Annotated in this window: 15 protein-coding genes; 11 read left to right on the top strand and 4 right to left on the bottom strand. The window is 61.7% G+C overall.

What is annotated here, in order from left to right:
* Positions 1–78: 78 nt before the first annotated feature.
* On the bottom strand, positions 79–1,068 hold the full coding sequence (locus I2F59_RS02385; RefSeq protein ID WP_195503125.1) for a hypothetical protein: 990 nt from the start codon (positions 1,066–1,068) through the stop codon (positions 79–81).
* Between the two features lie 211 nt (positions 1,069–1,279).
* Here I2F59_RS02385 and I2F59_RS02390 point away from each other — a divergent pair, with 211 nt between their 5' ends.
* From I2F59_RS02390 to I2F59_RS02405, 4 genes are all read left to right on the top strand, one after another.
* Complete coding sequence (locus I2F59_RS02390; protein WP_229065289.1) at positions 1,280–3,160, top strand: ABC transporter ATP-binding protein; 1,881 nt, start codon at positions 1,280–1,282, stop codon at positions 3,158–3,160.
* The gene (locus tag I2F59_RS02395) at positions 3,161–5,020 is read left to right on the top strand and encodes an ABC transporter ATP-binding protein (protein ID WP_195503126.1); all 1,860 of its coding nucleotides are present in this window, start codon (positions 3,161–3,163) and stop codon (positions 5,018–5,020) included.
* Positions 5,021–5,131: 111 nt separating this feature from the next.
* Positions 5,132–5,683 carry a flavodoxin family protein BilS gene (gene bilS, locus I2F59_RS02400; RefSeq protein WP_195503127.1) on the top strand — a complete coding sequence of 184 codons (552 nt, stop codon included), beginning with the start codon at positions 5,132–5,134 and terminating at the stop codon, positions 5,681–5,683.
* Positions 5,684–6,484: 801 nt separating this feature from the next.
* Positions 6,485–10,573, top strand: coding sequence for a fibronectin type III domain-containing protein (locus tag I2F59_RS02405; RefSeq protein WP_195503128.1), 4,089 nt, complete (start codon positions 6,485–6,487; stop codon positions 10,571–10,573).
* Positions 10,574–11,252: 679 nt separating this feature from the next.
* On the opposite strand, the gene I2F59_RS02410 is transcribed toward I2F59_RS02405, so the two are convergent.
* Positions 11,253–13,553 (bottom strand): LTA synthase family protein, encoded by a 2,301-nt coding sequence (locus I2F59_RS02410; protein WP_195503129.1) that lies wholly within the window; start codon positions 13,551–13,553, stop codon positions 11,253–11,255.
* A 231-nt stretch (positions 13,554–13,784) separates the two neighbouring features.
* Between I2F59_RS02410 and I2F59_RS02415 the strand changes: the two genes are divergently transcribed.
* The 5 genes from I2F59_RS02415 to I2F59_RS02435 all read left to right on the top strand — a co-directional run bounded on the left by I2F59_RS02415 (position 13,785) and on the right by I2F59_RS02435 (position 19,533).
* Positions 13,785–14,636: a nitroreductase family protein gene (locus I2F59_RS02415; protein ID WP_229065290.1), complete on the top strand. Its 852-nt coding sequence runs from the start codon at positions 13,785–13,787 to the stop codon at positions 14,634–14,636.
* A 159-nt stretch (positions 14,637–14,795) separates the two neighbouring features.
* The gene (locus I2F59_RS02420) at positions 14,796–16,823 is read left to right on the top strand and encodes a KUP/HAK/KT family potassium transporter (RefSeq protein ID WP_035138754.1); all 2,028 of its coding nucleotides are present in this window, start codon (positions 14,796–14,798) and stop codon (positions 16,821–16,823) included.
* 31 nt (positions 16,824–16,854) lie between these two features.
* Entirely contained in the window at positions 16,855–17,079 is a 225-nt protein-coding gene (locus I2F59_RS02425) for a hypothetical protein (protein ID WP_229065291.1), read from the top strand.
* 110 nt (positions 17,080–17,189) lie between these two features.
* On the top strand, positions 17,190–18,815 hold the full coding sequence (locus I2F59_RS02430) for an ATP-binding protein (protein ID WP_195503130.1): 1,626 nt from the start codon (positions 17,190–17,192) through the stop codon (positions 18,813–18,815).
* A 4-nt stretch (positions 18,816–18,819) separates the two neighbouring features.
* Entirely contained in the window at positions 18,820–19,533 is a 714-nt protein-coding gene (locus tag I2F59_RS02435; protein ID WP_138113523.1) for a response regulator, read from the top strand.
* A gap of 94 nt (positions 19,534–19,627) precedes the next feature.
* On the opposite strand, the gene rlmKL is transcribed toward I2F59_RS02435, so the two are convergent.
* Complete coding sequence (rlmKL, locus tag I2F59_RS02440; protein WP_138375135.1) at positions 19,628–22,186, bottom strand: bifunctional 23S rRNA (guanine(2069)-N(7))-methyltransferase RlmK/23S rRNA (guanine(2445)-N(2))-methyltransferase RlmL; 2,559 nt, start codon at positions 22,184–22,186, stop codon at positions 19,628–19,630.
* Between the two features lie 75 nt (positions 22,187–22,261).
* Here rlmKL and I2F59_RS02445 point away from each other — a divergent pair, with 75 nt between their 5' ends.
* Positions 22,262–23,089, top strand: coding sequence for an HAD-IIB family hydrolase (locus I2F59_RS02445; RefSeq protein WP_161115389.1), 828 nt, complete (start codon positions 22,262–22,264; stop codon positions 23,087–23,089).
* Between the two features lie 193 nt (positions 23,090–23,282).
* Positions 23,283–23,987: a transaldolase gene (locus I2F59_RS02450; RefSeq protein ID WP_171021548.1), complete on the top strand. Its 705-nt coding sequence runs from the start codon at positions 23,283–23,285 to the stop codon at positions 23,985–23,987.
* Positions 23,988–24,369: 382 nt separating this feature from the next.
* Here the strand turns inward: I2F59_RS02450 and I2F59_RS02455 are convergent, their stop codons facing one another.
* On the bottom strand, positions 24,370–26,517 hold the full coding sequence (locus I2F59_RS02455) for a Tex family protein (RefSeq protein ID WP_138375133.1): 2,148 nt from the start codon (positions 26,515–26,517) through the stop codon (positions 24,370–24,372).
* Positions 26,518–26,658: the final 141 nt, after the last annotated feature.

The raw sequence follows: 26,658 nt of genomic DNA on the forward strand, positions 1-26,658 counted from the left end.
TCGTTTCCCTAGGTTGGGGAAACGAGCCTCTTTTTGTCTCTGGGTTTGTGGATTGGCGAAGGTAGTATGCTCTGGCGGCTATTTTGAGTTTTTGAGGCGGCGTGTGGCTGTGGCGGTTATTCCGAGGCCTGCGGCGGCGACTGCTGCGAGTGCGATTGCGCTCGGCGCTGTGTCGCCTGTGTTTGCGAGCTTGCCGGTGGTCGTATTTGCTTGCTTGCCGCTGCTCGAGTTCGCCTGCTTGGTGGAGCTTGGTAGGGTGTCTTTGCCGGTCGAGGGTGAGCTGGCGGGCTGTGTCGTCTCGGCCGGTTGCGTCGAGCCGGAGGGAGGCGTTGTCTCGGTCGGTTGCGTTACCTCGGGCGAGGTGGCCTTGTCTGCCGCGGCTTTTGCCTCTTCGTATGCCTTGCAGGCGTCGTCATAGGCCGCTTGCGCCTTATTCAAATCGCTGAGGAGCGCATTTCGCTTGGCTGTGCATGCGTCGATGTTGGCCTTTGCTTTCTCCGCTCCATCTTCGAAAATCTTAACCTGCTCTTCCTGACTTTCGAGCGTACGTCGGTGGTGGTCAAGCTTATATCCACAAGATTCTCTTTCCGAATCCGCCATTTTGACCTCCATACGCAACTGCAAAACAGTTTCGTAATCCCTGTCGGCGAGCGCCTTTTCTACTTTTGCTTTAAGCTCGCTTACCCGGTTGCTGGCCTTGTCGTAATCGGCTTGGGCTGCAGCGACGTTCGCTCGCATGGCGGGAAGGGGTTCACTAGATTTGGCGGCTTCCGCCATCATCTTGTCGTAGAGCTCTTGAGAAGCGGCAATGTCATCATCGATTTCCGCAAGTTTCTCGGGACTTGCGGCGTCTTTTGCGGCCTCGAGGTTTTTGAGCGCTTCCTGCATGGCTGCATACGCTTTTTCTTTTGCGGCGGCCGCATCTTCCGTCTGCAAGGCAACTGCAGCGGTGGGGGAGCTGGTTTCTGCCGCTATCGCCGTTGCGGGGGCGATTCCCGCGACAAGTGCCGCGGAAAGGGCGATGCCCGCAGTTGCTCGTCTTGCTCTTCTTGCGAGAATGTCGTTCATCTCGGCACCTCATTTCAAGGGTCGGCGACTAACTTGGTAGCACTAATGCAAGTATACCAAGTGGTCGACCCGACACTGGCTGGGTGCGCGCCTCTCCGCTTCTTTGGAAACCGAATCCCATTAGAAATGACGAGTTGTTTACGCTTCTTTTGGGCTTACCGTACTATCATGGTTCGAATTGAATGTGGATGATGATAGGGAGCGCCTATACATGATTGAGCTGCTCGGGCGTTTTGGTGGTAAGTTTCGCCGGTATATGGTGATCGGCCCAGCGTGCAAGCTGATCGAAGTGATTTTTGATCTGCTGACGCCGCTGGTGATTGCCCAGATGATCGATAAGGGTATTGGCGCACACGATGTCAACGCCGTTATCCACTACGGCATGGTACTTGGCGCCATGGCTGTGATCGGCATCTCGTTTACGCTTGTCTGCCAAAAGATGGCGGCGCTGACCTCGCAGGGCATGGGCACCGACATTCGCGGCGCGCTCTACGAGCACATCAACAAACTGAGCTATGCCGAACTCGACCGCTTTGGCACGCCGTCGCTTATCACCCGCATCACCAACGACGTCAACCAGGTGCAGCTTGCCGTGGCGCTGGGCGTGCGCATGCTCATCCGCTGGCCCTTCTTGGCGGTGGGCTCTATGTGCGCGGCCCTTGCCATCGACCTTAAGCTCGGCATGATCTTTTTGATTTGCACGCCCGCCATTGGCCTGGTGTTTTGGTTTGTCATGGCGCGCTGCATTCCGTACTACAAGCAGCTGCAGGCAAAGCTTGACCGCATCGCGCTCATTTGCCGCGAGGGGCTTTCGGGCGCCCGCGTGGTTCGCGCCTTTGTACGCGAAGATCACGAGCGCGAGCGCTTTGCCCAAGCCGCCGATGACCAGGCCAATACCGCCATCGCGGTGGGCAAGCTCTCGTCAATCCTTAATCCCGTCACGTTTTTGGTGATGAACCTGGGCGTGTGCGCCATCCTGTGGGTGGGCGGCATCCAGGTCAACGTGGGCGAGCTCACGCAGGGCCAGGTCATGGCGTTCGTCAACTACATGACGCAGACCCTGACCTCCATCGTGTATGTCGCCAACCTGGTCGTGGTCTTTACCAAGGCGAGCGCGAGTGCTTCGCGTATCAACGAGGTGCTCAACTGCGAGCCGAGCATCACCGACGAGAACAACGAGCCGGTCGCACTGCCCCAGGCACCCGCGACGGACGTCGACGCCCCGGTCTCTGCGCTGAGCTTTAGCCATGCGAGCTTTTCGTTTGGCGCGGGCGCGGCCAATGCCGTCAACGATGTGACCCTGGAGCTCCCGCTGGGCAAGACGCTCGGCATTATCGGCGGCACGGGTAGCGGTAAGTCGACGCTCGTCTCGCTCATCCCGCGCCTGTACGATGCGAGCACCGGCAGCGTGAGCGTGATGGGCTCCGACGTGCGCGCCTGGCCGCTCGATCAGCTGCGCCATGTGGTCGCGACCGTCCCGCAACGCGCGTCGCTGGTGAGCGGCACGATCCGCAGTAACCTGACCTGGCGTGACGAGTCAGCGACCGACGAGGGGCTCTGGGCGGCGCTCGACATGGCGCAGGCGAGCGAGTTCGTGCGCAACAAGCCTCAGGGGCTCGATGCCCCGGTCGAGGCGGACGGTAAGAACTTCAGCGGTGGCCAACGCCAGCGCCTGACCATCGCGCGCGCCCTGGTGGGCTCGCCTCAGGTCCTGATCATGGACGACTCCGCCTCGGCGCTCGACTTTAAGACCGACGCGGCGCTTCGCCATGCCATCCACGAGCGCAGCGTGTGTGGCGCTGCTGAGGGCGGGCTGCCGCTGACTACGGTGATCGTAAGCCAGCGCGTTTCGACCGTGCGCGACGCCGACATGATCTGCGTACTCGACCACGGCTCGGTTGCGGGCCTGGGCACGCATGACGAGCTGTATGCAAGCTGCCAGCTCTACCGCGAGATTTGCCAGTCGCAGCTGCGACGCGAGGAGCTCGAGGGCCAGCAGGGGAGCACGACGCCCACGCCCACCCCAAGACCCGCGTCCGCCCCAGGCGCCGTGTGCGCCCCCACATCCGTCTGCGCAAAGGAGGGCTGCTAAATGAATCCGTACACTTCCTCCGGTTCGGTCGCCACGATGACGGCCAACGTGTCCGGTAACGATAACCTCAACGACCTGGGCGACGGTCCGCGCCAGCCCGGCGATCCCGAGCGCTATCCCGTGGGTGCGGTGACCCGCCGCCTGCTGGGCTACGTTCGTCCGCATCGCATTTCGTTTGTTGCGTCGTTTGTGAGCGCCGCCATCTCCGTGATTCTGCAGCTCTACACGCCCATCCTCATCGGCGAGGGCATCGACCTGATCGTTGCCGCCGGGCAGGTGGACTTTGACGCACTGCTGCCGCTCGTTACCAAGCTCGCGATTGTCGTCGTAGGTGCTGCGGCCTTCCAGTGGCTACAGGGCTACTGCGTCAACCGCCTGTCCTACGAGACGGTGCGCGACATGCGCGTGGAGGCGAGCGACAAGCTCAGCCGCATGCCGCTCAGCTTTATCGACAGCCATGCCCACGGCGACCTTATGAGCCGCGTGGTCAACGACGTCGACCAGGTGGGCGACGGTCTGCTGCAGGGCTTCACGCAGCTCTTCACCGGTGTTATTACCATCGTTGGCACGCTCGCGTTTATGCTTTCCATCAACCTGACCATGACGCTCGTAGTGGTGCTCGTCACGCCGCTCTCCATCTTTGCGGCCAGCGCCATCGCCAAACTCTCCAACAAGAGCTTTACGGCGCAGCAGCGTATTCAAGGTCAGCTTGGCGGCCATATCGAGGAGTACGTGGGCGAGCAGAAGCTTGTCGACGCCTTTGCCTATGGCTCGAACGCTCAGCAACGCTTCGATGCCCTCAATGCCGAGCTCTACACCGCGGGCGAGCGCGCGCAGTTTATGGGTTCGCTCTCCAACCCCGGCACGCGCTTTATCAATAACATCATCTATGCCGTGGTCGCTGTGATCGGCTGCGTGGGCGTGATCACGGGCGTGCCCGCGGCGCTTACGGTGGGCGGTGTGCAGATTTTCCTGTCCTATGCCAACCAGTACACCAAGCCGTTCAACGAGGTCACCAACGTCATTACGCAGATCCAGACGGCGTATGCCTCGGCGCGCCGCATGTTTGCGCTGCTCGATGCGCGCGAGCAGGAGCCCGATGCGGCGGATGCCGTGGAACTTGCCGCCCCGCAGGGTGAGGTGACCTTTGAGCATGTGGACTTTAGCTACGTGCCCGACCGCAAGCTGCTGCAGGACATCTGCATCGAGGCTAAGCCCGGCATGCGCTTTGCCCTGGTCGGCCCCACGGGCTGCGGCAAGACGACGCTCATCAACCTGCTGCTGCGCTTTTACGATATCGATGCCGGACGCATCATGGTCGATGGCAGGTCTTCGCGTGACTACACGCGCGCAAGCCTTCGCCGTGCCTTTGGCATGGTGCTGCAGGACACTTGGCTGTTCGAGGGCACGGTGGCGGAAAACATCGCTTACGGTTGCCCGGATGCCATGCGCGAGCAGGTTATCGAGGCGGCCAAGCGCGCGCACGCACACAAGTTTATCGTGCAGCTGCCAGGCGGCTACGATACAGTCATCGGCGAGGACGGCGGCACGTTTAGCCAGGGTCAAAAACAGCTGCTGTGCATCGCGCGTGTCATGCTCACCGACCCGGCGATTCTGCTGCTGGACGAGGCAACGTCGAGCATCGATACTCGCACCGAGCTGCAGGTGCAGGCGGCATTCGACGAGCTCATGGCCGGCCGCACGAGCTTTGTGGTGGCGCATCGCCTGAGCACGATTCGCAACGCCGACTGCATCCTGGTGATGCGCGACGGCCGGATTATCGAGCGCGGCACGCACGACGAGCTGCTAGCGGCAGGCGGCTTCTACGCCGAACTCTACTGCAGCCAGTTTGCCCAGTAGGGGCTACCGATTAGCGGCAGATGGTTTACATCTGCGTTGTTAGTACTAAGATATTCATCTAATAAATTGCATTAGTGGCTTTAGTTTTGGGGGAAACGAGGCAACGTGACTATGACGTGCTCTTTGGTGGTTAACAGCAAGAGCGGTAATACCAGGATGGTTTCGGGCGCGATCAAGCGCGCTCTGCAGGCTGCGGGTGTTGAGTTTGTCCATGCCGCGGCGTTGAGCGACGATGCGGATGCAGATCAGGTTGCGCTCGAGGCGCAGGGCGCCTGCGCGGCCGACACGGTGCTCGTCGGTTTTTGGTGCGACAAGGGCGCGTGCACGCCTTCGGTCGCGGCGTTGCTCTCCGCTTTGCACGGCAAGCGCGTCTTCCTGTTTGGCACCTGCGGCTTTGGGGCCGATCAGAGCTATTACCAGCAGATTATCGACCGCGTAACTTCCAATTTGGCTGGGGATGCCGAGCTTGCGGGCTGGGCGATGTGCCAGGGCAAGATGGGCCCCGCGGTCAAGCAGCGCTACGAGGCCATGCTCGAGCAAGATCCCGACAACGCGCGCTATAAGATGCTGCTCGACAACTGGGTTGCCGCAAAGGATCACCCCACCAAGGAAGATCTGGACAACATGGCTGCAGCCGCCAAAAAGGCCGTGCTGGGGGAGTAGCTCCCATCGCTGACGGCGGTCGGTCCATCTTTCTAAATGAAACGTCCTCCCGGGCGTCGGGGCACGAAGTTCCCTGCTCTACAGTCCTGCGCAAGACGAAGGCCACATTAAGTGGCCTTCTTTGCGTGCGGAACTCGCGATGAACTTCGTGCCCCGCCGTCCGGGAGGACGCCTCTTTATTGATGGGAGGCCTGATAGGTCGATGGTTCCGTGCCCGGATGCGTCCAAAGTGGGACGGGCTTTCCGGATGGTCAGGCTTTCGAAAAATGCGTCCCGGAAATTGCCTTTGGAATGGGACGTAGTTTCCCGTTGAGGTGCTTTGCGGAAAGTGCATCCCACTCTGGGCGGTCGAAGTGGGACACACTTTCCCAAAGGCGCTCCAACGGGAAATTGCGTCCCATTATTCGGTCAAGAAACGGGATGCATTTTCCCAATGAGAGCAAAACCGGAAAATGCATCCCACAATCAGCCCTCAAAGTGGGACGCCGTTTCCCAATGAGGCTCAAGCGGAAAATGCATCCCGGAATTTGCGCTCAAAGTGGGATGCGGTTTCCGGTTGAGGGTCTAAGGGGAAAGTGCGTCCAAGAATCGACGCTTGAAATGGGATGCAGTTTCCCGATGAGGCACTCGACGGAAAATACATCCCAGAAATGGCCTTTGAGCTGGGATAAGATTTCCGCGGCATCTCGGATTCTCAAAAATGAGACACGCCGTTGGCGAAAATGAGACACGTGATATCGGGCATCGGACGTATCATTTGCAAAAATGAGTCCACTCCACTCGAATAAAGCGAGGTCCCTCATGTACGTTCCACACCTCCGTATCCGTAGGCTGTCGAAAATCCCGCTTGTTGGGACGGCGGCGCTTGCTGCGTTGATCGCCACGAGCGTCGCCTGCTTCACGGCCACGCCCCAGGTTGCCCAGGCGGCAGACGCGCCCGCAATCACCGATATGACCGAGCAGGATTATCAAGCCCTGGGTCTGGGCACGAGCGAGGACATTCCGGCCGATACCGTTGGCCCCTATTCCACTGATACCCCCACGACGTTTGCCACGCGCAGCGAGGTCTATATGGCAGCTAACGGTAGCCATGGCAATCGCTACACTCTGCGCGACAAGCTCGAGAACGTCGAGCGCGGTGACATTGGCGGCAGCAGCAAACTCACCGATGGCTATGGAAGTGTGTGGGGCGCCGCAAAGTTCTGGCAAAACGTCAACAACTTCGATACGAACAGCGATCTCTACAAGCATAGCGACTACGGTGGCGGCACCTGGTCGTACCTAAGCAACAATGAGTCCTCAACAGTACTCGCCAACGACAACAACGGTTTCTCGGGCATTCACGCCACGAGTGTTGAGTTCTGCAGCGACGCCAGCACGGGCAAAAAGAGCCGCGTTGCCGAGCTCCGTGCCTACGGCGACAGTTCCTCCACGACGATTGACGGCAAGTCATACGCCGGAAAGGTTGAGCTGGTCCTCTACTCGTTTAGCAACGGGCGTACGCGCACTCTCGACACACACCTGCCGGTGACGGTCAACACTAATATGATGTACGAAGGCCGTTTTAAGTACCTGGATGCCGGTTACCTGCAAGAGCACGACGCCGTCTTTGATGTCGAGGCGGGCGATGTCGATGGCGACGGCGTCGACGAGCTTTTTGTCTACGCGGGCTGCTATGTCGACGAGAACGGCGTGCGCAAGGCTGTAGTCGACATGTATGACTTGGAGGGCGGCAACTGGAAGCAAAGCGTCGTCAAGATCGATGCCGGTAACGCCGCGGACTACACCACGCACAACAAGGGCGGGAACGACTCCTGGACGCAGCTTCAGTCAGCTCCTGTCGTTTCGCTAGCGGCCGGCGACCTCGATCGCGATTTTTGCGATGACCTCGCCATCGTGGTCTCGGCACCCTGCGGCAAGAAGAATATTGATAAGTCGACGCATTGCGAGCTGTTTTCGTGGGATGCATCCAAGGGTGCGCTCGTCCATGTCGATGCTCTGGGCGACGCGGGCGCAATCTCCCTCTCCGCGAACGGCAAGACCATGGTCGCTGCGAATGCGACGTTCGGCACGTTTGCCGCCTACGATGAAGAAGGAAAGAAGACGGGTGAAACTGTCACGGGCCTTATTCTTGCGGGCTATGACTGGCAACGCAGCGCTTTTGATTACGGCGCTTCTGACGGCAGCAAGGGGCTGTACGGCGCGCTGTACCGCTACGCGTATTTTGACTCGGAGTCTGGCGAGTTCAAGCTTTCCGATTGTAAGGAATACAGAGACGGGCTCCTCGCCTCCTATGGGCTGATGCATGTGCCCAACAGCGCATGGAAGGATAGCGCTCAGGATAAGCGCTATCCGTGCACCTTGGCGCCTATTGCCCTTGCCACTGCCAACCTTGACGGCCTGTCCGAGCAGCTGGCGGTTGACGAGGTGCTCGTGGGCGGCGATGTGTTCCGCGACTTTGCCTGCAACACGGCACAGAGCGGGGCTCAGGGCTTGGGGTCCATGGTCGGAACCATGAGCATGAGCGGTCAGCAATACAACAGCAGCAACAAGCATGACCACAAGGGTATAGAACAGGTGTGGATCAGCGAGGTCAAGGCGGGCAGCGTCTCGGGTTCGGACCGCTATAACGAGAGCTTTATCGCCGTGGTGGGCAAGCACCGCGACGAGGACCTGCGCAAGAACGATGACTACTATTGGATGACCGCCTCGCATTTTTCGCTCGACGAGAACGGAAAGGTGCGCCGCGGCGAGGAGCAGGTGATTAGCGAGAGCAACCGTCGCGGCACTACCTACGGCACATTTATCTCGCTCGCGCTGCCCGATGTCGACAACGACAGCGTCAAGATCACGTACAAGGACCGCTACAAGGTCTATACCAACCCGCGCGTGCTTGCCGTGCTGCAGGATGCGCCCTATGTTGAGGATCTGGAGCAGGCATACGGCTATCTGGTGTTGGGCGGCACGTCATACGGAGAGGAAAAGGGCACGGGGACATCCCAGGGCTATACCATTGGCGCCGAGTTGGGCGTTGCCGTCGAGGTGCAGACCGGTCCGCCCCTGGTCGCGATGAATGCTTCAGTCGATTTTGCCGCCGAGGGATGCTATGACTACCGGAGCGAGCGCACGGTCAGCGCAAGCGTAAGCTATGAGTCGCATGCCGGCGAGGGTGACAAGGCCGTGCTCTACACGATTCCGATGGTCTATTACGAGTATGAGATCGAAAATGAGGAAACTGGTGGCAAGGGCGTGATGGCGGCGCCCGTGTCGCTCGGCGCGCAGACCTCGGTCGTTAATGTCGAGGCCTATGACCGCATTGCCAAACAGCACAATATGACGCCGCTCAGCTACTTTTTGACCAACCGGTCGGGAGAACCCGGAACCTATCAAACGACGCTCAACGGCGAGACTCCCGTTGGGGATTCCTTTGGCCTGGGCAAGCCTGGCGTAACGCGCGCCTACACGCACGATGGGTTTAACGGCGCCGCCGCGCAGTCGGGGGCGAGCATTGAGCAGACCATCGAAGTCGAGGAGGGCAAGGAGCAGGAGCTCGAGCTCGGCTTGACGCTGAACGGCAGCGTTGTCATGGGCGCGAAGCTCGCAAAGCACGAGTTGTTTGGCGGCCTGTGCTTTGGTGCCAACGCCGGCTTTACTACGGGTAACTCCTCGAGTGAATCGACCGAATACGGCGGCACCGTCGACAACCTGCCCGAGGCCGCGCAGGGCAAGTACGGTTTTGTGTGGCGTCTGGGCGTCAACGCGGTGGATGTCGACAAGTTCGAGGCAGACTCGGGCGACAAGCTCGGCACCAAGGACACCGACCAGTTCTGGATCGTGGGCTATGACGTTAAGGACGTCGAGATGCCCGACGCGCCGGCCGTGACGGGCTTTACGGCAAACGCCGTCGATTCGACCAGCGTTACGTTTAGCTGGGACGATGTACTCGCAAACAAGAGTGGCTTTAGCTACGGCGTGGGCATGCTGCAGAGCAATGCGGCGGATGCGGTCGTCAATAGCTGGAAGATTGCCGACAACACGCAGACCTCGCTCAAGTGGGATGGGCTGCAGCCCAATACGGAGTATCGATTCGCCATCGCCGCCGTTAAGAACGGATCCACGACCGAAACAGGTATTCGCTCGGCAATCATCACGGTCAAGACCATGCCCGATGGCATGACGATGACCGTGAGCGGACCTGCGGCGGATGCTGCGGAGGGGTCGGATCTTGGATACGACTCTTCGGTTGAGCGCGCGGCGGGAAGCCACCTGACGCTCTCGGCGATTGGCCATGTGAAGCAACTCGGTGCCGACGATAGCGAAACAGGGCTGGCACCGACCTATATGTGGTACCGCAAGGGCCGCGGCGAGACAGAGTTTAAGCTCGTGGGTGCCGATGGCAACCTCGCGGCTGGAACGGCCTCAAAGCTCGAGATTGACCTGACCGCAGACGATGACGGTGCGCAGTATTACTGCCACGTGGGATACAACGACGTGGGCCTCGACACCGGCACGACGCTCGTGAATATCGAGGCCGAGGAGACGGCGCCCACAACGGTGAACGCCACCCCGATCCGCACGCGCCGCCTGTTCTCACAGGCAAGTGCGGGCGCCAAGAAGTTCCTGGACCATACGCTGGTAAACACCGCCGGCCCAACCGATTCCGAAGGCTCAAAGGACCCCGAGACTCCTGAGACCCCGACGAACCCGGACAAGCCCAAGTCCGACAACGGAGCTAAGACCGACACCAAGGTCAAGACTACGACCACAGCGAAGAACCTCGCAAACACCGGCGACCAAACATTCGCCCTAGTCGCCACCGCAGCAGCAGCGGGAGCAACGCTCGTAGTGATAGCCCTCATCATGCTGATCAAGCGCCGCAAGACCCACTAGTAGCCAGTCGAACATATCGACAACCCAAAAACCCGGGTAGCCAAAAAACAGGCCACCCGGGTTTTCTGTTGAGTGGAGACTCCGCAAGCGGAAACTGCATCCCACAATTAGCGCCCGGAACGGGACACATTTTCCGTCAAGCCCTCATCCGGAAAATCCATCCCAGTTTGAGCGCCCGGACCGGGACGCACTTTCCCAAAGGGTCCTCAACGGGAAACTGCGTCCCATAATTAGGCCGAGAAATGGGATGAACTTTCCCAATGAGAGCCAACCGGAAACCACGTCCCAGAATCAGCCCCCAAAGTGGGACGCACTTTCCCAACGAGCCTCAACCGGAAAATACATCCCGGAATCCAGCTGAATAGTGGGACACACTTTCCCAATCGGGTCCCAAGCGGAAACTGCATCCCGTTCCGGACGTGAATTCTGGGACACGGTTTCCGGATGCAAAAAGGCCACATGACGTGGCCTTCGACTTATATATGTTCAGCGGATACCCCTACGACAAGCCGCGCTCCAACAACAAGGCGTCTGCCCGGCGACGCGGAACGTAAGGTTCATCGCGAGTTCCGCACGAGCCGGAGAGCACTTAATGTGCTCTCCGTGCGAGCAGGACTGTCCGAGCAGGGAACCTTACGTTCCGCGCCGCCGGGCAGACGAACCAGTTATGAGTGACCCGCTACTTGATCTTGGTCGTACCCGGTGCCAGGTTGGGGTCGGTTTCGTTGGCCTCGGTCTGGAAATGCTCGGTGTAGACGTTCTTGCCGTCGCGGAACATCTCGTAGTACTGCATCTTGGCGTAATCCTCGCGCGCCTTGGTGGCGGCTGCTGCGGCGGCGTCGTCGCCGGTGACGTTGGAGGAGAGCGCCCAGCGCAGGCTGGCGTCCTCGTAGCCCACCGAGTTGATGGCGGGCAGCGACTCACGCAGCGTCATGTGCGCCTTCTGGTAGTCGGAGAGGGGTGCGCCGATCAGCTGCATAAGCTGCGTGGACAGGTAGTTGGTGGACAGGTCGTCGACCTCGCTCGTCTGGTCGCAGCCGGCAACGTCGTAGTTGGCCCAGATGATGTAGTCGGTCTGCCACAGACGCTCCTGATGCGTGGCGTCGTCCTCACCGGTAAACCACTTGTCGTTGAACTTGGACGGGAAGAACGGCTGGTGATCGCCCCAGAACACCACGACCACCTTGCGGTCGAGCTTGCTCAGGGCGTTAAGGAAGTAGCGCAGCGCCTGGTCGGACTGCTCGATGCACGAGACGTACTCGTCGACATCGGAGAGCGTGCCGTCCTCGACGGTCTTGGCGTCCAGATCGGTCGTGTCGATGTTCAGGTGCATCTGCTTGTCGACCGGCAGCAGGCCCGTGTCGTAGCCCGAGTGGTTCTGCATGGTCACGTCGAAGATAAACTGCGGATCGGCGTTCTGGTCGAGCAGCTCAAGAATCTTGTCATAGGTCGCCTGGTCGGTCACCATACCGCGCAGAGTGTCGGCTCCCTGGAAGTCGTTGATGGACAGGAACCGGTCAAAGCCAAAGTCCTTGTACACGTTCTCGCGGTTCCAGTTGGTGGCGTGGTTGGGGTGCATGGCCGTGGTGGAATATCCGAGCGACTTGAACTGCTCTGCCAGGTTCCCGGTCGTTTCCATGTTGTAGATGGTGTAGGGGTACACGCCCGAGCCCAGGTTGGCCATGGAGTTGCCGGTCATAAACTCAAACTCGGTATTGGCGGTACCGCCGCCGTAGGCGCTCACGTAGAGCTTGCCGCGGCTGAGGCAGTTGGACAGGTTCTTAAAGTACTGCGGGCCCTCGTAGCCGGCGCGCATGTTCTGGTAGATCGACAGATCCGAGAAGGTCTCGTTCATGATGGCGATGACCGTGGGCTTCTCGCTGTCGAACTGCTCCTTTGCGGCGGCGCGCTCATCGCTCTTAGCCGCGTCGGATTTGTCATAGGCCTTGGCGTACTTTTTGAGCGTGGCCTTGGCATCGTCGACGGAGTAGTCGGCGGGTTTGGGCGGCTTGATGGACTGCGCTGCGCTAATGAAAGCGGGCAGGTAGCCCTCGCGCCAGTAGCTCTCGAGCGGGCGCCAGGTGTAGACGGTGATGCCGAGGGTGTTGTAGTAGTCGATGAGCGTGACGTGTGCGGTCACACCGCCCAGGCACAGCACGGCGACGAGCAGGTTGGTGAGCAGCATGCGCTTGGCGTTGGCGGCGCCCTTCTGACAGTGCGGTGCCACCAGGCCGGCGTACTCGCACAGCAGCATGGCGATGGCGGTAAAGCCCATGGACAGCACGCAGAACAGCGAGATCGAGAAGGTGTAGCCGGTGCCGGCGACCGCGGCGGCGGTGGAGATGGCCGAAAGGTCGCCCGGCTGGATGGGCATGGATTTAAACGTGATGACGAAGAACTCGGCAATGCCCAGGACAAAGAGGGCAAAGGCCAAGACCGCGGGGGCTGCGCCGTGGCGCTGGAACAGGAAGAACAGGCCGACCATGAGCGTGGTGATGATGGCCCACTCGAGCAGGATGCACAGGGGGTAGACCCAGGTAAAGTCGTGGTTGGACGAGACCTCCATGCCCAGCAGCGCAAAGACGCCGGCGAGCAGCAGGCACAGGACGGCGGCGACGAGCGGTTTACCCACAAAGGCTCCGCGCAGGCGGGCGAGCTTGCCGGTGGGGGCGGGGGCGTCGGGCCCGGCGAACGCAAAGACGCGCGGGGCGATGCGGTCGCGGGCGATGCTGGCCCAAGCGCAGCCGGTGAGGATGGCGTTGGTCAGGATGAGCATCACGAAGGCGAGCGGCTCGTTCTGCGCGACGAGGCCAATAGCGCCCCAGACGGTCAAAAAGAGCTGGAACAGGCCAAAGGCGACGCTCCAGGCGAAGGCGCCCTTGGCAACGGTGCCCGACTGAGCGCGAATGGCCTTGGCCTCGCGCAAGACAAGGTAGACGGTCGCCGCAAGACCGACGAGCGAGATGGCGGCAGCGAACATGCTGAGACTCCTCACAAACTAAAACGTACGAAAGCGGGGGTTTACCCGATTGTTACCAAGATATGTGCTGCAATTGGTGTCTGCGCACAACAACCAGCCATATTAACGCGCACGTGTGACGGTGTGGCGCAATGTAGTGGCGACCTGCGCGATAATGGACGGGAATTACACGGAAACGTAAAGGCTTCTTAAAGAATTGGCGAGGATGAGGCGATGAACGAACGGGCTTGTATGACGAGTGCGGGTGACGTGGACGCTGGCATGGACGCGGGCGGCTATCCGGTCGAGACGACGGGCAATGCGGTGCTGGACACGTTGGAGCACCGTTCCTCCACGCGTGCCTTCGCGCGTGATGACGACGACCGTCCCGTGGCGGTGACCGACGAGCAGCGGGCGGCAATTTTGCATGCGGCGAGTCGCGCGCCGTCGGCGGGCGCCATGATGATGTATTCCATCGTGAGCATTCGCGAGCAGGCTACGCTGGATCGTCTGGCCGACCTGTGCGACCACCAGCCCATGATCGCCAAGGCGCCCTGGGCACTTATATTTGTGGTCGACTATGCCAAGTGGATCGATCTGTTTGAGCACGTGGGCTGCTTTGAGCCCGAGTTTGTCGAGCGCACGGGCAAGGCGCCCCGCCGTGCACCGGGTTTGGGTGACTTTGCCATCGCGGCCCAGGACGCCGTGATCGCTGCGCAAAACGCCGTGGTCGCCGCCGAGGCCCTGGGCCTGGGGAGCTGCTACATCGGTGATATCGTCGAGAATGCCGAGGAAGTGGCCGAGCTGCTCGATCTGCCTCCGTATACCATGCCGCTGTCGATGCTCATCATCGGCACGCCCCGTAAGGAGCGTCCGGCCATTGCGCATCCCGTGGTGAACCTGGTGCACGAGGAGCGCTACTGCCGCGCCGATGCTGCGACTATGGACGCGCAGGTAGCCGAGATGGACGCGATGTTCCGTCCGCATGCCCGCGTGGTGGGGGAGCGCGTCGTGGACATCTATACCCGCAAGCACACGAGTCCCTTTATGGCCGAGATGAGCCGCTCCATGGAGTGGTGGTTCAAAAATTGGCTCGGAAAATGACGGATGCGACAAAGAGACAGTCCCTTTGTCACATTCCATATCGCCGAGGTGGCTTAAAGGCCGTATAAATGTTTATCTAGCTGGGAAAACAGTGCCATTCAAACATGGGCCGATTACCTATAATTCCTTCGAACATTAAAGTTGGGAGGAAACCGGCTTATGGAACAAAAGGCCAAGGAGGCAGCTTCGCACGCTGCGATTCCTGTGAGCATCTCGGCGATGCTCGTCACGCTGGGCGTGGTGTACGGCGATATCGGCACCAGCCCTATGTATGTAACCAAGGCGCTCGTTGCCGGCAACGGCGGCATCGGAAGCGTCACGGAGGAGTTCGTGCTCGGCGCGCTCTCCCTTGTCGTGTGGACGGTCACGTTGCTGACCACCATCAAGTATGTGCTCATCTCGCTGCGCGCCGATAACCATGGCGAGGGCGGTATCTTTGCCCTGTACAGTCTGGTCAAGCGCTGTGGCAAGTGGCTTATCATCCCCGCCATGCTAGGTGGCGCCGCGCTGCTCGCCGACGGCATCCTCACGCCGGCCGTTACCGTTACCACGGCCATCGAGGGCCTGCGCACCATCCCGGCGGTCCATGCCGTGCTGGGCGATGACCAAGGCCGCGTCGTCGCCATTACGCTCGCCATCATCATCGTGCTCTTCTTGGTACAGCGCATCGGTACGGCCAAGATCGGTCACGCCTTTGGCCCCATCATGACGCTGTGGTTCCTGTTCCTGGGCGGCACGGGTCTGTTCTTTGTCTTCCAGCACCCCGCCGTGCTGCTGTGCCTCAACCCGGTGCGCGGCATCGCCTTTTTGCTGAGCCCCAACAACCACGCGGGCATCATGATTCTGGGCAGCTGCTTCCTCGCCACCACCGGTGCCGAGGCGCTCTACTCCGACATGGGCCACGTCGGCCGCGGCAACATCTACGCTACCTGGCCGTTCGTTAAGTGCTGCCTGCTGCTTTCCTATATGGGCCAGGGCGCTTGGCTTATGAACAACGCTGCCAACCCCGAGCTCATGGGCATTGCCGACCTCAACCCGTTCTACCAGATGCTCGCCCCGGGCCTGCGCCCGTTTGCCGTCGGCCTTTCCACCGTCGCGGCCATCATTGCCTCGCAGGCGCTCATCACCGGCGCATTCTCGCTGGTGTCCGAGGCCAGCCGTCTGGACCTCATGCCGCACATGCAGGTCTTCTACCCTGCCGAGACCAAGGGCCAGCTCTACATCCCCATGGTCAACAACGTCATGCTTGTCGGCTGCGTCATCGTGGTGCTGCTGTTCCAGAACTCGGCGCATATGGAAGCCGCCTACGGCCTTGCCATTACGCTGACTATGATGTGCACCACGCTGCTGCTCTTCTTCTACCTGCACGAGGAGCGCAAGCTCAAGGTTGCTCCGTGGATCTTCGCGGCCTTCTTCCTTTTGCTCGAAGGCTTCTTCTTCGTGAGCTCACTTACCAAGTTCTTCCACGGCGGCTACTTCACCATCCTCATGGCCGCGCTCATCATGGGCATCATGGTGTGCTGGTACAACGGTACGGCTGTTGAGCAGCGCCAGTTTACGCTTCTGCCGCTGCGCAGCTACCTGCCGCAGCTCAAGCGCCTGCGCGACGACGACCGTTACGAGCGCATGAGCGACAACGTCGTGTACCTGACCAAGGACACCCATACCGACTACATCGACCGCGATATCGTCTATTCGATCTTGGACAAGCATCCCAAGCGCGCCCGCGCCTGGTGGTTTGTGAATGTCGAGACCATGGACGAACCGCACACCTTTGCCTATTCGGTCGAGACGTTCGGCACCGATTACGTGTTCCGCGTGCATCTGTACCTGGGCTACAAGATCAACCAGCGCGTCAATGCCTACCTGCGTCAGGTCGTTCAGGACCTGGCTGCCACCGGCGAGCTGCCGCCGCAGACGCATGACTACTCGGTCTACAAGGATCCGGGTAACATCGGCACGTTCAAGTTCGTCCTGATCCGTAAGCTTCTGGCGCCCGAAAGCGATGTGGAGCCGAGCGAGCGTACGGCCATCACGCTCAAGTACATCATCCGCCGCGCCGCCGGCACGCCTGCGCGTTGGTACGGCCTGGAGAACTCCAACGTGAGCTTTGAGTACGTGCCGCTGTTCACCAAGTTCAAAGCCGTGAACAAGATGCAGCGTCTGGCTCCCAACGAGCGGCCGTAGGCGCCGACAGGTTGCACGGAGTTGGTTTTCGATGGACAAGATTGAGGCCGGGGAGGCAAACATGGATGCAAAGATGCTTGATGGCCGCGAGGTGGTTGCCGAGCTGGTACGTGAGGCACGCGCCGACGCCGCCGAAGATCGGTTTTTGACGAACCGTGCCAACATGGATATGGCCGACCGCGTGATCTCGATCGTGGCACTGGTATTTGGAGCGGTGTGCGTGTGTGCCCTGCTCGCGCACGTGCTGTTTGTCTAGCGACCGCCGGTTGCAAAGGCTATACACTTGGAACCACCACAAGGGAAACCACCACAAAGGTGCCTGTCCCCTGTGGTGGTTTTTGTTTTTGAGAGAGGGGCGGGGCGCTGATGGACGTCCGTACGGACGGTGATATTGCCGGTAGCTTTTGGTGGCGGCGCACAACGCTGACGCGCCGCACTCCTCTGTATGACGCCTGCGTGTCGGTGGGGCTGTTGGTCGCGGCGACGATTGTGGGCGCGCTGCTCGACCATCCGGGTCTCGCGCCGAGCATCATGATCGTCTATGTGTTCGCCGTTCAGCTGTGCGCATTCTTTACCTGGAGTCGCCTGTATTGCTTGCTGAGCTCGGCTGCCGCCGTGGCGCTCTACAACTTCTTGTTTGTCGACCCGCGCTACTCGCTGTCGCTTATCGACCGCGGCTATCCCGGCATGTTCTTCATCATGTTCGTGGTCTCGCTTGTGTCGAGCTCGATTGCGTTGGCCCTGCGCCGCGCCTTGGCACAGGCTGCCGCCAGCGACCGCCGCACGCATATGGTGCTCGAGACCAACCGCATGCTGCAGCGGTGCGCCGATCAGCATCAGATCGTTCACGCCATGGCCACGCAGCTGGCACGTCTTTCGGGCTGCCCGGTCGTGTGGTACAGCGCCGACGCCGAGGGCGATGACCTGCTGCCGCGTGCGACATACACGGCCGTGGGCGATGCCGCACCGGTGCACGAACTGGCGCCGCAGATGCCGCCGCGGCTCTCGGCGTCCGCCTATGTGGGAACGCCGCTCGATGCCACCTATGGCGGCTCGGCGTTTTATGGCATCTACCTGACGGTTCGCACAGGCGACGGCTTCGCGCGCTCGGGCGACCCCGCCTCGGTGGTGGGCGTGCTGGCTATCGTTGCCGAGCCCGACGTGCTGACGCATGAGGAGCGGACACTTGCCGATGCCATCGTGAGTGAAGGCGAGCTGGCGCTCGATCGCGCCCGCGCCATGGAGGCCCGCGAGGAGGCGGCGGTGCTTGCCAAAAACGAACAGCTGCGCGCCAACCTGCTGCGCTCCATCTCGCACGACCTGCGCACGCCGCTCACCAGTATTTCGGGTAATGCCGATGTGCTGCTCGACCAGGGCTCGACCGGCACCGCGGTGCTCGATGCCCAGACGCGCCGCGGCCTGCTTCTATCCATTCGCTCGGATGCGCTGTGGCTCAACGCCACCGTCGAGAATCTGCTCGCCATCACCAAGCTCGAGGGTGGCGGTATGCGCCTGTCGACCACGCTCGAGCTCATGGACGATATCGTCGAGGAGGCGCTGCGCCACGTAAATCCGGCCGTGCGCGAGCACGACCTTAAGGTGGTGGCGTGCGATGAGCCGGCGCTCGTCAACGTCGATGCGCGCCTGATGGTGCAGCTGGTGGTCAATCTGGTGAACAACGCCATCACCTATACGCCCGCGGGTTCGCATATCGTGATTTCGATTAGCGTCGACGATGGACGCGTGGCGTGCTCGGTGGCCGATGATGGTCCGGGCATCGCACCCGAGGATCGCGAGCGGATCTTTGAGTCGTTCTATACCGCCAACCATGGTCTGGCCGACAGCCACCGCAGCGTTGGCCTGGGTCTTTCGCTCTGCCGTTCCATTGCGTTGGCACATGGCGGTAGCATAGAGGTTGCCGCGGCGGACCCGCACGGCTCGGTCTTTACGATTGAGCTTCCTGCCGCCGACGTTTCGTTTGATAAGGAGTAGCGCTGTGCCGAACTCTGCCGTAAAACCGCTCATCTTGGTCGTTGAGGACGACCCCGCCGTCCGCAATCTTATTGTTGCCGCGCTCGAGGCGCACGGCTTGCGCCATATGGCTGTGGAGACCGCCCATGCCGCTATCGCCGCCGCCTCGTCGCAGACGCCGAGCATTGTGCTGCTCGATCTGGGCCTGCCCGATATGGACGGCGTCAAGGTGGTGGAGTCGGTGCGCGCATGGTCGGGCATGCCAATTATCGTGGTCTCGGCGCGCAGCGAGGACGCGGACAAAATCCGCGCGCTCGATGCCGGTGCCGACGACTACCTGACCAAGCCGTTTTCGGTCGAGGAACTGCTCGCGCGCATTCGCACGACGCTCAGGCGCCTTTCGTATGCGCAGACGGGCGGCGTTGTCTCCGAGGGCTCGTTCGATACCGGTGAGCTGCATATCGATTTTGATGCCGGCATCGCCACGATGGATGGCGAGGAACTGCATCTGACGCCGATCGAGTATAAGCTCCTGTGCCTGCTGGCGCATAACGCCGACAAGGTACTGACGCACCAGTTTATCCTGCACGAGATTTGGGGCACGGCAACTAAGAGCGACCTGGCGAGCCTGCGCGTCTTTATGGGCACGCTGCGCAAGAAGATCGAGTCCGACCCCGCGCATCCGCGCTATATCCAGACGCACGTGGGTATTGGTTACCGATTGGTCATCCAGGGATAGGTCGGCATCCGCCATCCCAATATGAGTTGCGGTGAAATACGGTCTAAATTTGCCTAATTCCAGGCAAAACAGTCCGTATTCCACCGCAACTTTGTTATTTGCCCTTGGGCTTGCTGGCGTAGAACTTCTTCTTTTTGGACTTGCCGGCGGGGGAGGGCTTGCCAGCAAAGTTGGACTTGCCGTTGCCGGTCTGCACGTGCGCGGGCACTGCCGCGCGAGGCTTACGGGCCTCGGGGTTACGCAGCTCCTCGACGCGCTCGGCAATTTCCTCGGCGCTAAAGCCGACCTCGGCCATGGCGTCCTCGATGGGCAGGCGGCGCACGATATAGCAGTGGTGCACCTTCTGGTTGCGCGCGAAGTCCTCGGGGATGGTCTGTGCCGTAATGTCCTCCAGCACCACGCCCGCGCGCGCGAGCTTGCGCGCCTCGGGGCGGAAGCCGCGCAGGTTGCAGCTAAAGATGGCGTGGCCGCCCTGTGCGAGCAGGCGCGATACGCCGGCCAAAAGCTCAACATGGTCGCGCTGGACATCCCAGGTGCGGCGGCCCATCTTGGACGAGTTCGAAAACGTGGGCGGGTCGACAAAGATCAGGTCCCAGCGGTTGCGCGTCTGGCGCTGGTCGCGAATCCAGGCGAGCACGTCGTCGCGCACAAAATGATGCTGCGGACCAACAAAGCCGTTCTGGCGCATATTGCGCTCGGCCCAGTCCAGGTAGGTGTTGGAAAGGTCGACCGTCACGGTCTCCTCGACGCCGCCATCGGCCGCGTAGCAGGTGGCAGTGCCAGTGTAGGCAAACAGGTTGAGGAAGCGGCGCGCCTGCTTGGCGTGCTCGCGCACTAGGTTGCGGGTGACGCGGTGATCCAGGAAGATGCCCACATCCAGATAGTCGTCAAAGTTGACGGCAAAGGTAAGGCCGCCCTCTTCGATGAGTGGCAGACGACGGCGTGCGATATTGGCGCGCTCGCCCGAGCCGCCCTTGCCGGCGCCCTGCTTGCCGTACTGCGAGCCGCCGCGCGAACGCATGCGGGCCTTGGCGTGCACATGCTCGGCCGGAACATCAAGGATGCGCGGCGCGATGGCCAGAATGTCGAGCATGCGGGCCTGGGCTAGCGCGGGGTCGATGGTCTTGGGCGCGGCGTATTCGGCGATGACGAGCCAGCGGCCCGGCGTCTGCGGGCAACCCTCGTACAGGTCGATGGCGGCGGAGTAGTCGGGCAGGTCGGCATCGTAGACGCGGTAGCAGCTTACGCCCTCGCGCTTGGCCCACTTGCGGCGCAGGCGCGCGTTCTTGCGCAGGCGGTTGGCGAACTGCTCGGACCCGGGGATGAGCACGGGCAGCGGCTTGCCGTCGCCCAAGTCGAGCGTGGCGGCAGGTTCGGGCATGGAGGAAGCGGCGGCTTCGTCTTCGACGTCCGTGGACTGTTCCTCGGCGTTTATGCTGGTCGCAGCCTCGAATGCCGCGGCGGCGTGGTCGAGCGAGTGCCAAACCTCAAGAGCCGCCTCCTCGTTATTGGGCATGACGGCGATGGAGCGCGCGGGCTCGGCATGGAGCGCGCGGGCCATAAGGCCATCGCGGGTGAGCGCAGCGACCGGCGCCGCGGAAAGCTCGGGCGCGCGGCGCAGCTCGCCGACCAGCGTCATGGCGTCGTGCATGAGCGAAAGCGGGGTCTCGGTGGTGTCTGCGACCACGGCGGCACCGGCGACGGCGCCCGCATGGTCCAGCACGGTGGCGGGCTTGGCGGCGCAAAAGTCGACAAAACGCTTGTAGCCAGCGCTCTTGACCATGCGCTCGGCGGTCTTGCGAGCGGCGGGGTCGATGTCTGCGGCCACGATGCGCGCCTGGCGTTCGCGCGCTGCCGCCTCGCGCTCGCGCGCCTCGGCAAGCAGCTGCTCCCACAGAGCGGCGTTGTGCAGCTGCCAGCCCTCAAAGCCCCAGCGCTCGCGTGCGGCGCCCGGGGCGCGGTCGGTCAGAATGTTCACGGCTTCCAGCAGCAGGCCGCCGCCGGCGCACGAGGCATCGATCAGCGTGGGAAGGGCTTCATTTTCGTAATCGTCGGCCGTCAGCTCGCGCTCGCATAGCGCGGTCCAGCCGACCTGCGCCAGCACCAGGGCGGCGTAGTCGGGGCGCAGCACGTGCGCGCCCTCGCCGGCGCGGGTCGCTGCGGGCGGCAGGCGTTTGAACAGCGGGTCGCCCGAAAGGTCTAGGCTTATGCTCGCGCGGCGCTGGCGCAGCGAAAGCAGTAGGTGAACATCGGGGTCGGCGGCATCGACATCGGCGCGACGGCCCGTGGTCTCGGCCAGGCGGTCGCACAGCGCGTCTTTGGCGCGCAGGGCCGAGAAACGCGTGTTGCGCAGCTGCTCGGTCACGCCGCGGGCGGTGATGGCAATGGTGGCGCCGGGGCGGACGATGTTCTCCCAGGCGATGTCGTAAACGCTATCGTACAGCTCGTCGGCGTCCTGCGCCTCAAAGCGCCCGAGCACCGCAAACACGCGGCTCGCCAGACGCGACCACAGACAGGCGCGGTAGCCTTCTTCGAGCTCGCCCTCAAACGTGGCGCGGCCCTTCAGCCGGCGAACATGCGAAAGCCCGAGGCGTTTAAGCTCATCGGCGAGTGCGGACTCAAAGCCCTCGGGGCAGCTTGCGTAAAATTCCATGGGTGACCTCTCTGGTTGCGTCGCTCCATTATATGATGGATGCTTCGTTTACTCTCGCCCCCGAAAGGAACCCATATGATTGATGCGTGCCCCGATTCTGCCGTGCTCTTTTTTGACGTGGACGGCACGCTGACGTCGTTCGATCCCGACAACATGACCGACAAGGACTTTTCGGCGGTTCGCCCCTCGCAGGCGGTGATCGAGGCGTTTCATCGCCTGCGCAATGCGGGTCACCAGGCATTTATCTGCACGGGTCGTCCCTTGTGGCTGATTGCCGATGGTCTGCGTGCTTTGGAGCCTGCGGGTGTCGTTGCCATGGCGGGAGCGACACTCGAGGTCGAGGGCCGCGTGGTACACGAGGACTGCTTTGACGAGGACATTGTCGAGGAGCTTGCACGCCGTATGGCCGCGGCAGGGATTGAGGCCTTTTTCGAGACCAACGTGGCTACTTTTGCCTTGGAACCCGCGGGCGTTGAGCAGTCGTCTCTGATCGGCACTTCTGTGGTGCACAGCGCCGAGGAAATGCGCGTCGACGGCAGTCTGCGCGTGGGCAAGGTATGCCTCAATGTGCCCAGTTTGGCTCGCGTAGCCAACGATGACGGCTTTATCGATCGCGAGTTTGAGCTGTGCAACACCGGTGGCCAGAATCGCGAGCTGAGCCCCAAGGGCATCGACAAGGGCGTGGGCGTGGCGCGAGCGCTGGAATACCTGGGTCGCACCGGCAACGCGCGCACCTTTGGCTTTGGTGATTCCGGCAACGACCTGGGCATGCTCGCTGCGGTCGAGACGGCTGTCGCCATGGGCAACGCCATGCCTGAGGTCAAGGCGGTCGCCGACTACGTGACCGACGATGTCGCACACGACGGCACCGTCACAGCGATGCAGCATTTCGGCCTCATCTAATGAATCCCGCGTTCTGACGTTTGCTCAAACTGCGACTCTTCGCTTTTGCATGCTCAATCGATTTATCAATCCAAACACTGAGGTGTTTATACCGTTCGCCGAGAAGATAAAAAACCGCAGCTCACGCCTTGATAAACGTAGGTAAAGTGTTTAGCAGTTTAACGCCCATGTGCAAGCGAAAGGAATCAGGCAGATGGCAATCAAGGTGTTCGCTGACGGTGCAAACCTCGAGGGCATGCTCGACATGTACGAGAACGGCAACGTTCAGGGTTTCACGACCAACCCGTCCCTTATGAAGAAGGGCGGCGTGACGGATTACCGCGCGTTTGCCAAGGAGGTCCTGACCCACATCACCGATGTGTCCGTCTCGTTTGAGGTCTTTGCCGATGACGTCGAGACCATGGAGGTCGAGGCGCGCGAGATCGCTACCTGGGCCGAGAACGTCTACGTCAAGATTCCATGCGTGACCACCAAGGGCGAGTCCACCGCCGAGCTGGTGCGCAAGCTGTCGGCCGACGGCATCAAGGTCAACGTCACCACCATCTTTACGCCTAAGCAGGTTGACGAGATGGTCGAGGCCGTTGACACCGAGACGCCGTCCATCATCTCGCTCTTTGCCGGCCGCATCGCCGACACCGGCGTCGACCCCATTCCGTTTATGACGGAGTCGGTCAAGAAGGCCGCCATCAAGCCCAACTGTGAGGTCCTGTGGGCGTCCACGCGCGAGCTCATCAACATTTACCAGGCCGAGGCCTGCGGTTGCCAGATCATCACGGTGCCCAACGGCATCCTGGCCAAGCGCAAGAACATCGGCCGTGACCCGTACGAGGTCTCGCTCGACACCGTCCGCGGCTTTGCCAAGGATATCGCGGCGCTCGGTTTCCATATCCTGCCGTAACGCGAACACTGGCTACGCCGCGGGTTGTTCGCCCCGGCTTTTCCTTTCCCTACCGCTCACGCGCTTCGCGGGGGTCGCGCTAGGCAAAGGAAAGGCCGGGGCTGCCGGCACGAGCTTGCCAGCAAGTTGGCGCTTGGCTTCCATATCCTGCCGTGGGCAAAGGTACCCCCGCCTGCGCCGTGCAAAATTGAGAGTATTCAGCAAGGTAAAGGCTTTTACCAGTTAACCGAAGCACGGAACAGCCCCCGTTTTGGCTCTGATGATGCTAAAACGGGGGCCGTTTTTGACTTTATTGCCTCTGAGGGGCGTTCGGGGCGGCGGAAATTGCAGAATACTCGCGATTTTGCACGTCGCGAGAGGGGGGACCCTTGCTTTAGGTGGTTTACTTCCCCTGCACCATGGTGAGCGAGATCTTCTTGCGGTCGCGATCGACCTTTTCCACCCACACCTTTACCGTGTCGCCGACGCGCACCACGTCGCTCGGGTGCTTGACGAAGCGGTTGGCCAGCTTGGAGATGTGCACGAGGCCGTCCTGGTGCACACCCACGTCGACGAAGGCGCCAAAGTCGACGACGTTGCGCACCGTGCCCTTGAGTTCCATGCCGGGCTCCAGGTCGTCGATGGAAAGTGCCGAGCGGCTAAAGGCCACCTCGGGCGCGTCGTCGCGCGGGTCGCGGCCGGGCTTCTTGAGCTCGTTGACAATGTCGATGAGCGTCAGGGTGCCGCAGTCCAGGTCGCTTGCCAGCGCCGAGATGCTGCCCAGGCGGCGCTCGATGTCGGGCACGCCGCCGCGGCTGAGCTCGCTTGCTTTAACGCCGGCGCGTTCCAAGACGGACGTGGCCACCTCGTAGCTTTCGGGGTGGACGCTCGTTGCGTCGAGCGGGTTCTTACCGCCGCTAATTCGCAAAAAGCCTGCAGCGTTGAGATATGCCTTGGGTCCCAGCTTGGGGACCTTCTTGAGCTGGCGGCGATCGGTGAAGGCGCCGTTTTCCTCGCGGAAAGCCACGATGTTCTTGGCCACGCTCGGCGTGATGCCCGAAACGTATCCCAGCAGGCTCGCGCTCGCGGTGTTGACGTCGACGCCCACGCGGTTGACGACGTCCTCCACCACGTGGCCCAGGGTGCGCGAGAGCTCGGCCTGGTCAAGGTCGTGCTGGTACTGGCCCACGCCGATGGACTGGGGCGGAATCTTGACGAGCTCTGCCAGTGGGTCCTGCAGGCGGCGGCCCAGGCTCATGGCGCCGCGCACGGTGACGTCCAGGTCGGGATACTCCTGGCTCGCGAGCTCGGAGGCGGAGTACACCGACGCGCCGGCCTCGTTAACAATGGTGTATCGCAGCCCAGGCGCCTGCTCGGCAATGAACTCCGAGACGACTTCCTCGGTCTCGCGGCTGGCGGTGCCGTTGCCGATGACGATGGTGTTGACGCCGTCCTTTTTGACGAGGCGGGCGAGCTCGCGCTTGGTGCCGGCGACGTCGTGGCGCGGCTTGGTGGGGTAGACCACGCCGTGGTCGAGTAGCTTGCCGGTCTCGTCCATGACGGCGACCTTGCAGCCGGTGCGGTAGCCCGGATCGAGCGCGAGCACGCGGGCGCCGCGCACAGGGCGCGCCGAGAGCAGGCCCTCGAGATTCTTGGCAAAGACGTTGATGGCCTCGGTCTGAGCGCGAACGGTGAGTTTGGCGCGGGCCTCGCGCTCCAGCGAGGGGGCCATGAGGCGCTTGTAACCGTCAGCGATGGCGGCATCGAAGATGGGCGCGAAGACGCCCTGGCGTCGGGGCCAACGGCTGCTGAGGCGCGCTGTGGCGGCAGCGCCGTCGACGTTCACGCGCACGCGGAGCTTGCCCTCGCGCTCGCCGCGGTCGATAGCCAGCACGCGGTGGTTGGGTATACGGCGCAGCGGCTCATCATAGTTGTAGTAGGGCTCGTAGGGAGTCTTTTCGGCGGGGTCGGTGGCCTCGACGACGATGTCGGCGGTGTTTTGCGTAAAGGCGCGCAGGTCGGCGACGTTCTCGGGGTCTTCGGCCACCGTCTCAGCCACGATGTCCGCCGCGCCGGCGAGCGCCTTCTCGGGCGTGTCGAAGCCGGCTTCCTCGTTGACGTAGGCCGCGGCGGTGTCGAGCGCGCTGCCCTTGGCCGAGGCCTGCATGATGATCATGTTGGCAAGCGGCTCCAGGCCTGCCTCGCGGGCCTTCTGTGCGCGGGTCATGCGCTTTTTGCGGTAGGGCTTGTAGAGGTCCTCGACACGCTGGAGCTGCGTGGCCTCTCGAATCTGCTGCTCGAGTTCGGGCGTGAGTTTGCCCTGGGCGTCGATGAGCAGAACGACGTCCTCTTTACGCTGCTCAAGATTGCGCAGGTAGGACAGGCGCTCGTCGAGTGCGCGCAGGGCGACGTCGTCCATGCCGCCCGTGGCTTCCTTGCGGTAGCGCGAGATAAAGGGGATGGTGTTGCCCTCGTCGATGAGCTTGACGGCCGCCTCGACGTTGGCGGCCTTAAGGTTGAGCTCGCGGGCGAGCTGGGCGATAAGATCCATGAAACTCCTTGCGGTAAAGGTGCGTTTGCAGCACAGAGCTACCAAGGATACCACCCGTCCCAAAAGACTGTTTTGGGCCGTGCCACGAAAATGACCTATCTACTACGTTTAACCCGTATGGGTCGACCATCCCCCGGTTTT

The organism is Collinsella aerofaciens (assembly GCF_015556945.1).
GTDB classification, from domain to species: Bacteria; Actinomycetota; Coriobacteriia; order Coriobacteriales; family Coriobacteriaceae; genus Collinsella; species Collinsella aerofaciens_AO.

Excerpts from the sequence above, each read along its gene's own strand:
- I2F59_RS02385 (WP_195503125.1), bottom strand. The coding sequence starts at position 1,068 with ATGAACGACATTCTCGCAAGAAGAGCAAGACGAGCAACTGCGGGCATC.
- I2F59_RS02390 (WP_229065289.1), top strand. The coding sequence starts at position 1,280 with ATGATTGAGCTGCTCGGGCGTTTTGGTGGTAAGTTTCGCCGGTATATG.
- I2F59_RS02395 (WP_195503126.1), top strand. The coding sequence starts at position 3,161 with ATGAATCCGTACACTTCCTCCGGTTCGGTCGCCACGATGACGGCCAAC.
- bilS (WP_195503127.1), top strand. The coding sequence starts at position 5,132 with ATGACGTGCTCTTTGGTGGTTAACAGCAAGAGCGGTAATACCAGGATG.
- I2F59_RS02405 (WP_195503128.1), top strand. The coding sequence starts at position 6,485 with ATGTACGTTCCACACCTCCGTATCCGTAGGCTGTCGAAAATCCCGCTT.
- I2F59_RS02410 (WP_195503129.1), bottom strand. The coding sequence starts at position 13,553 with ATGTTCGCTGCCGCCATCTCGCTCGTCGGTCTTGCGGCGACCGTCTAC.
- I2F59_RS02415 (WP_229065290.1), top strand. The coding sequence starts at position 13,785 with ATGACGAGTGCGGGTGACGTGGACGCTGGCATGGACGCGGGCGGCTAT.
- I2F59_RS02420 (WP_035138754.1), top strand. The coding sequence starts at position 14,796 with ATGGAACAAAAGGCCAAGGAGGCAGCTTCGCACGCTGCGATTCCTGTG.
- I2F59_RS02425 (WP_229065291.1), top strand. The coding sequence starts at position 16,855 with ATGGACAAGATTGAGGCCGGGGAGGCAAACATGGATGCAAAGATGCTT.
- I2F59_RS02430 (WP_195503130.1), top strand. The coding sequence starts at position 17,190 with ATGGACGTCCGTACGGACGGTGATATTGCCGGTAGCTTTTGGTGGCGG.
- rlmKL (WP_138375135.1), bottom strand. The coding sequence starts at position 22,186 with ATGGAATTTTACGCAAGCTGCCCCGAGGGCTTTGAGTCCGCACTCGCC.
- I2F59_RS02445 (WP_161115389.1), top strand. The coding sequence starts at position 22,262 with ATGATTGATGCGTGCCCCGATTCTGCCGTGCTCTTTTTTGACGTGGAC.
- I2F59_RS02450 (WP_171021548.1), top strand. The coding sequence starts at position 23,283 with ATGGCAATCAAGGTGTTCGCTGACGGTGCAAACCTCGAGGGCATGCTC.
- I2F59_RS02455 (WP_138375133.1), bottom strand. The coding sequence starts at position 26,517 with ATGGATCTTATCGCCCAGCTCGCCCGCGAGCTCAACCTTAAGGCCGCC.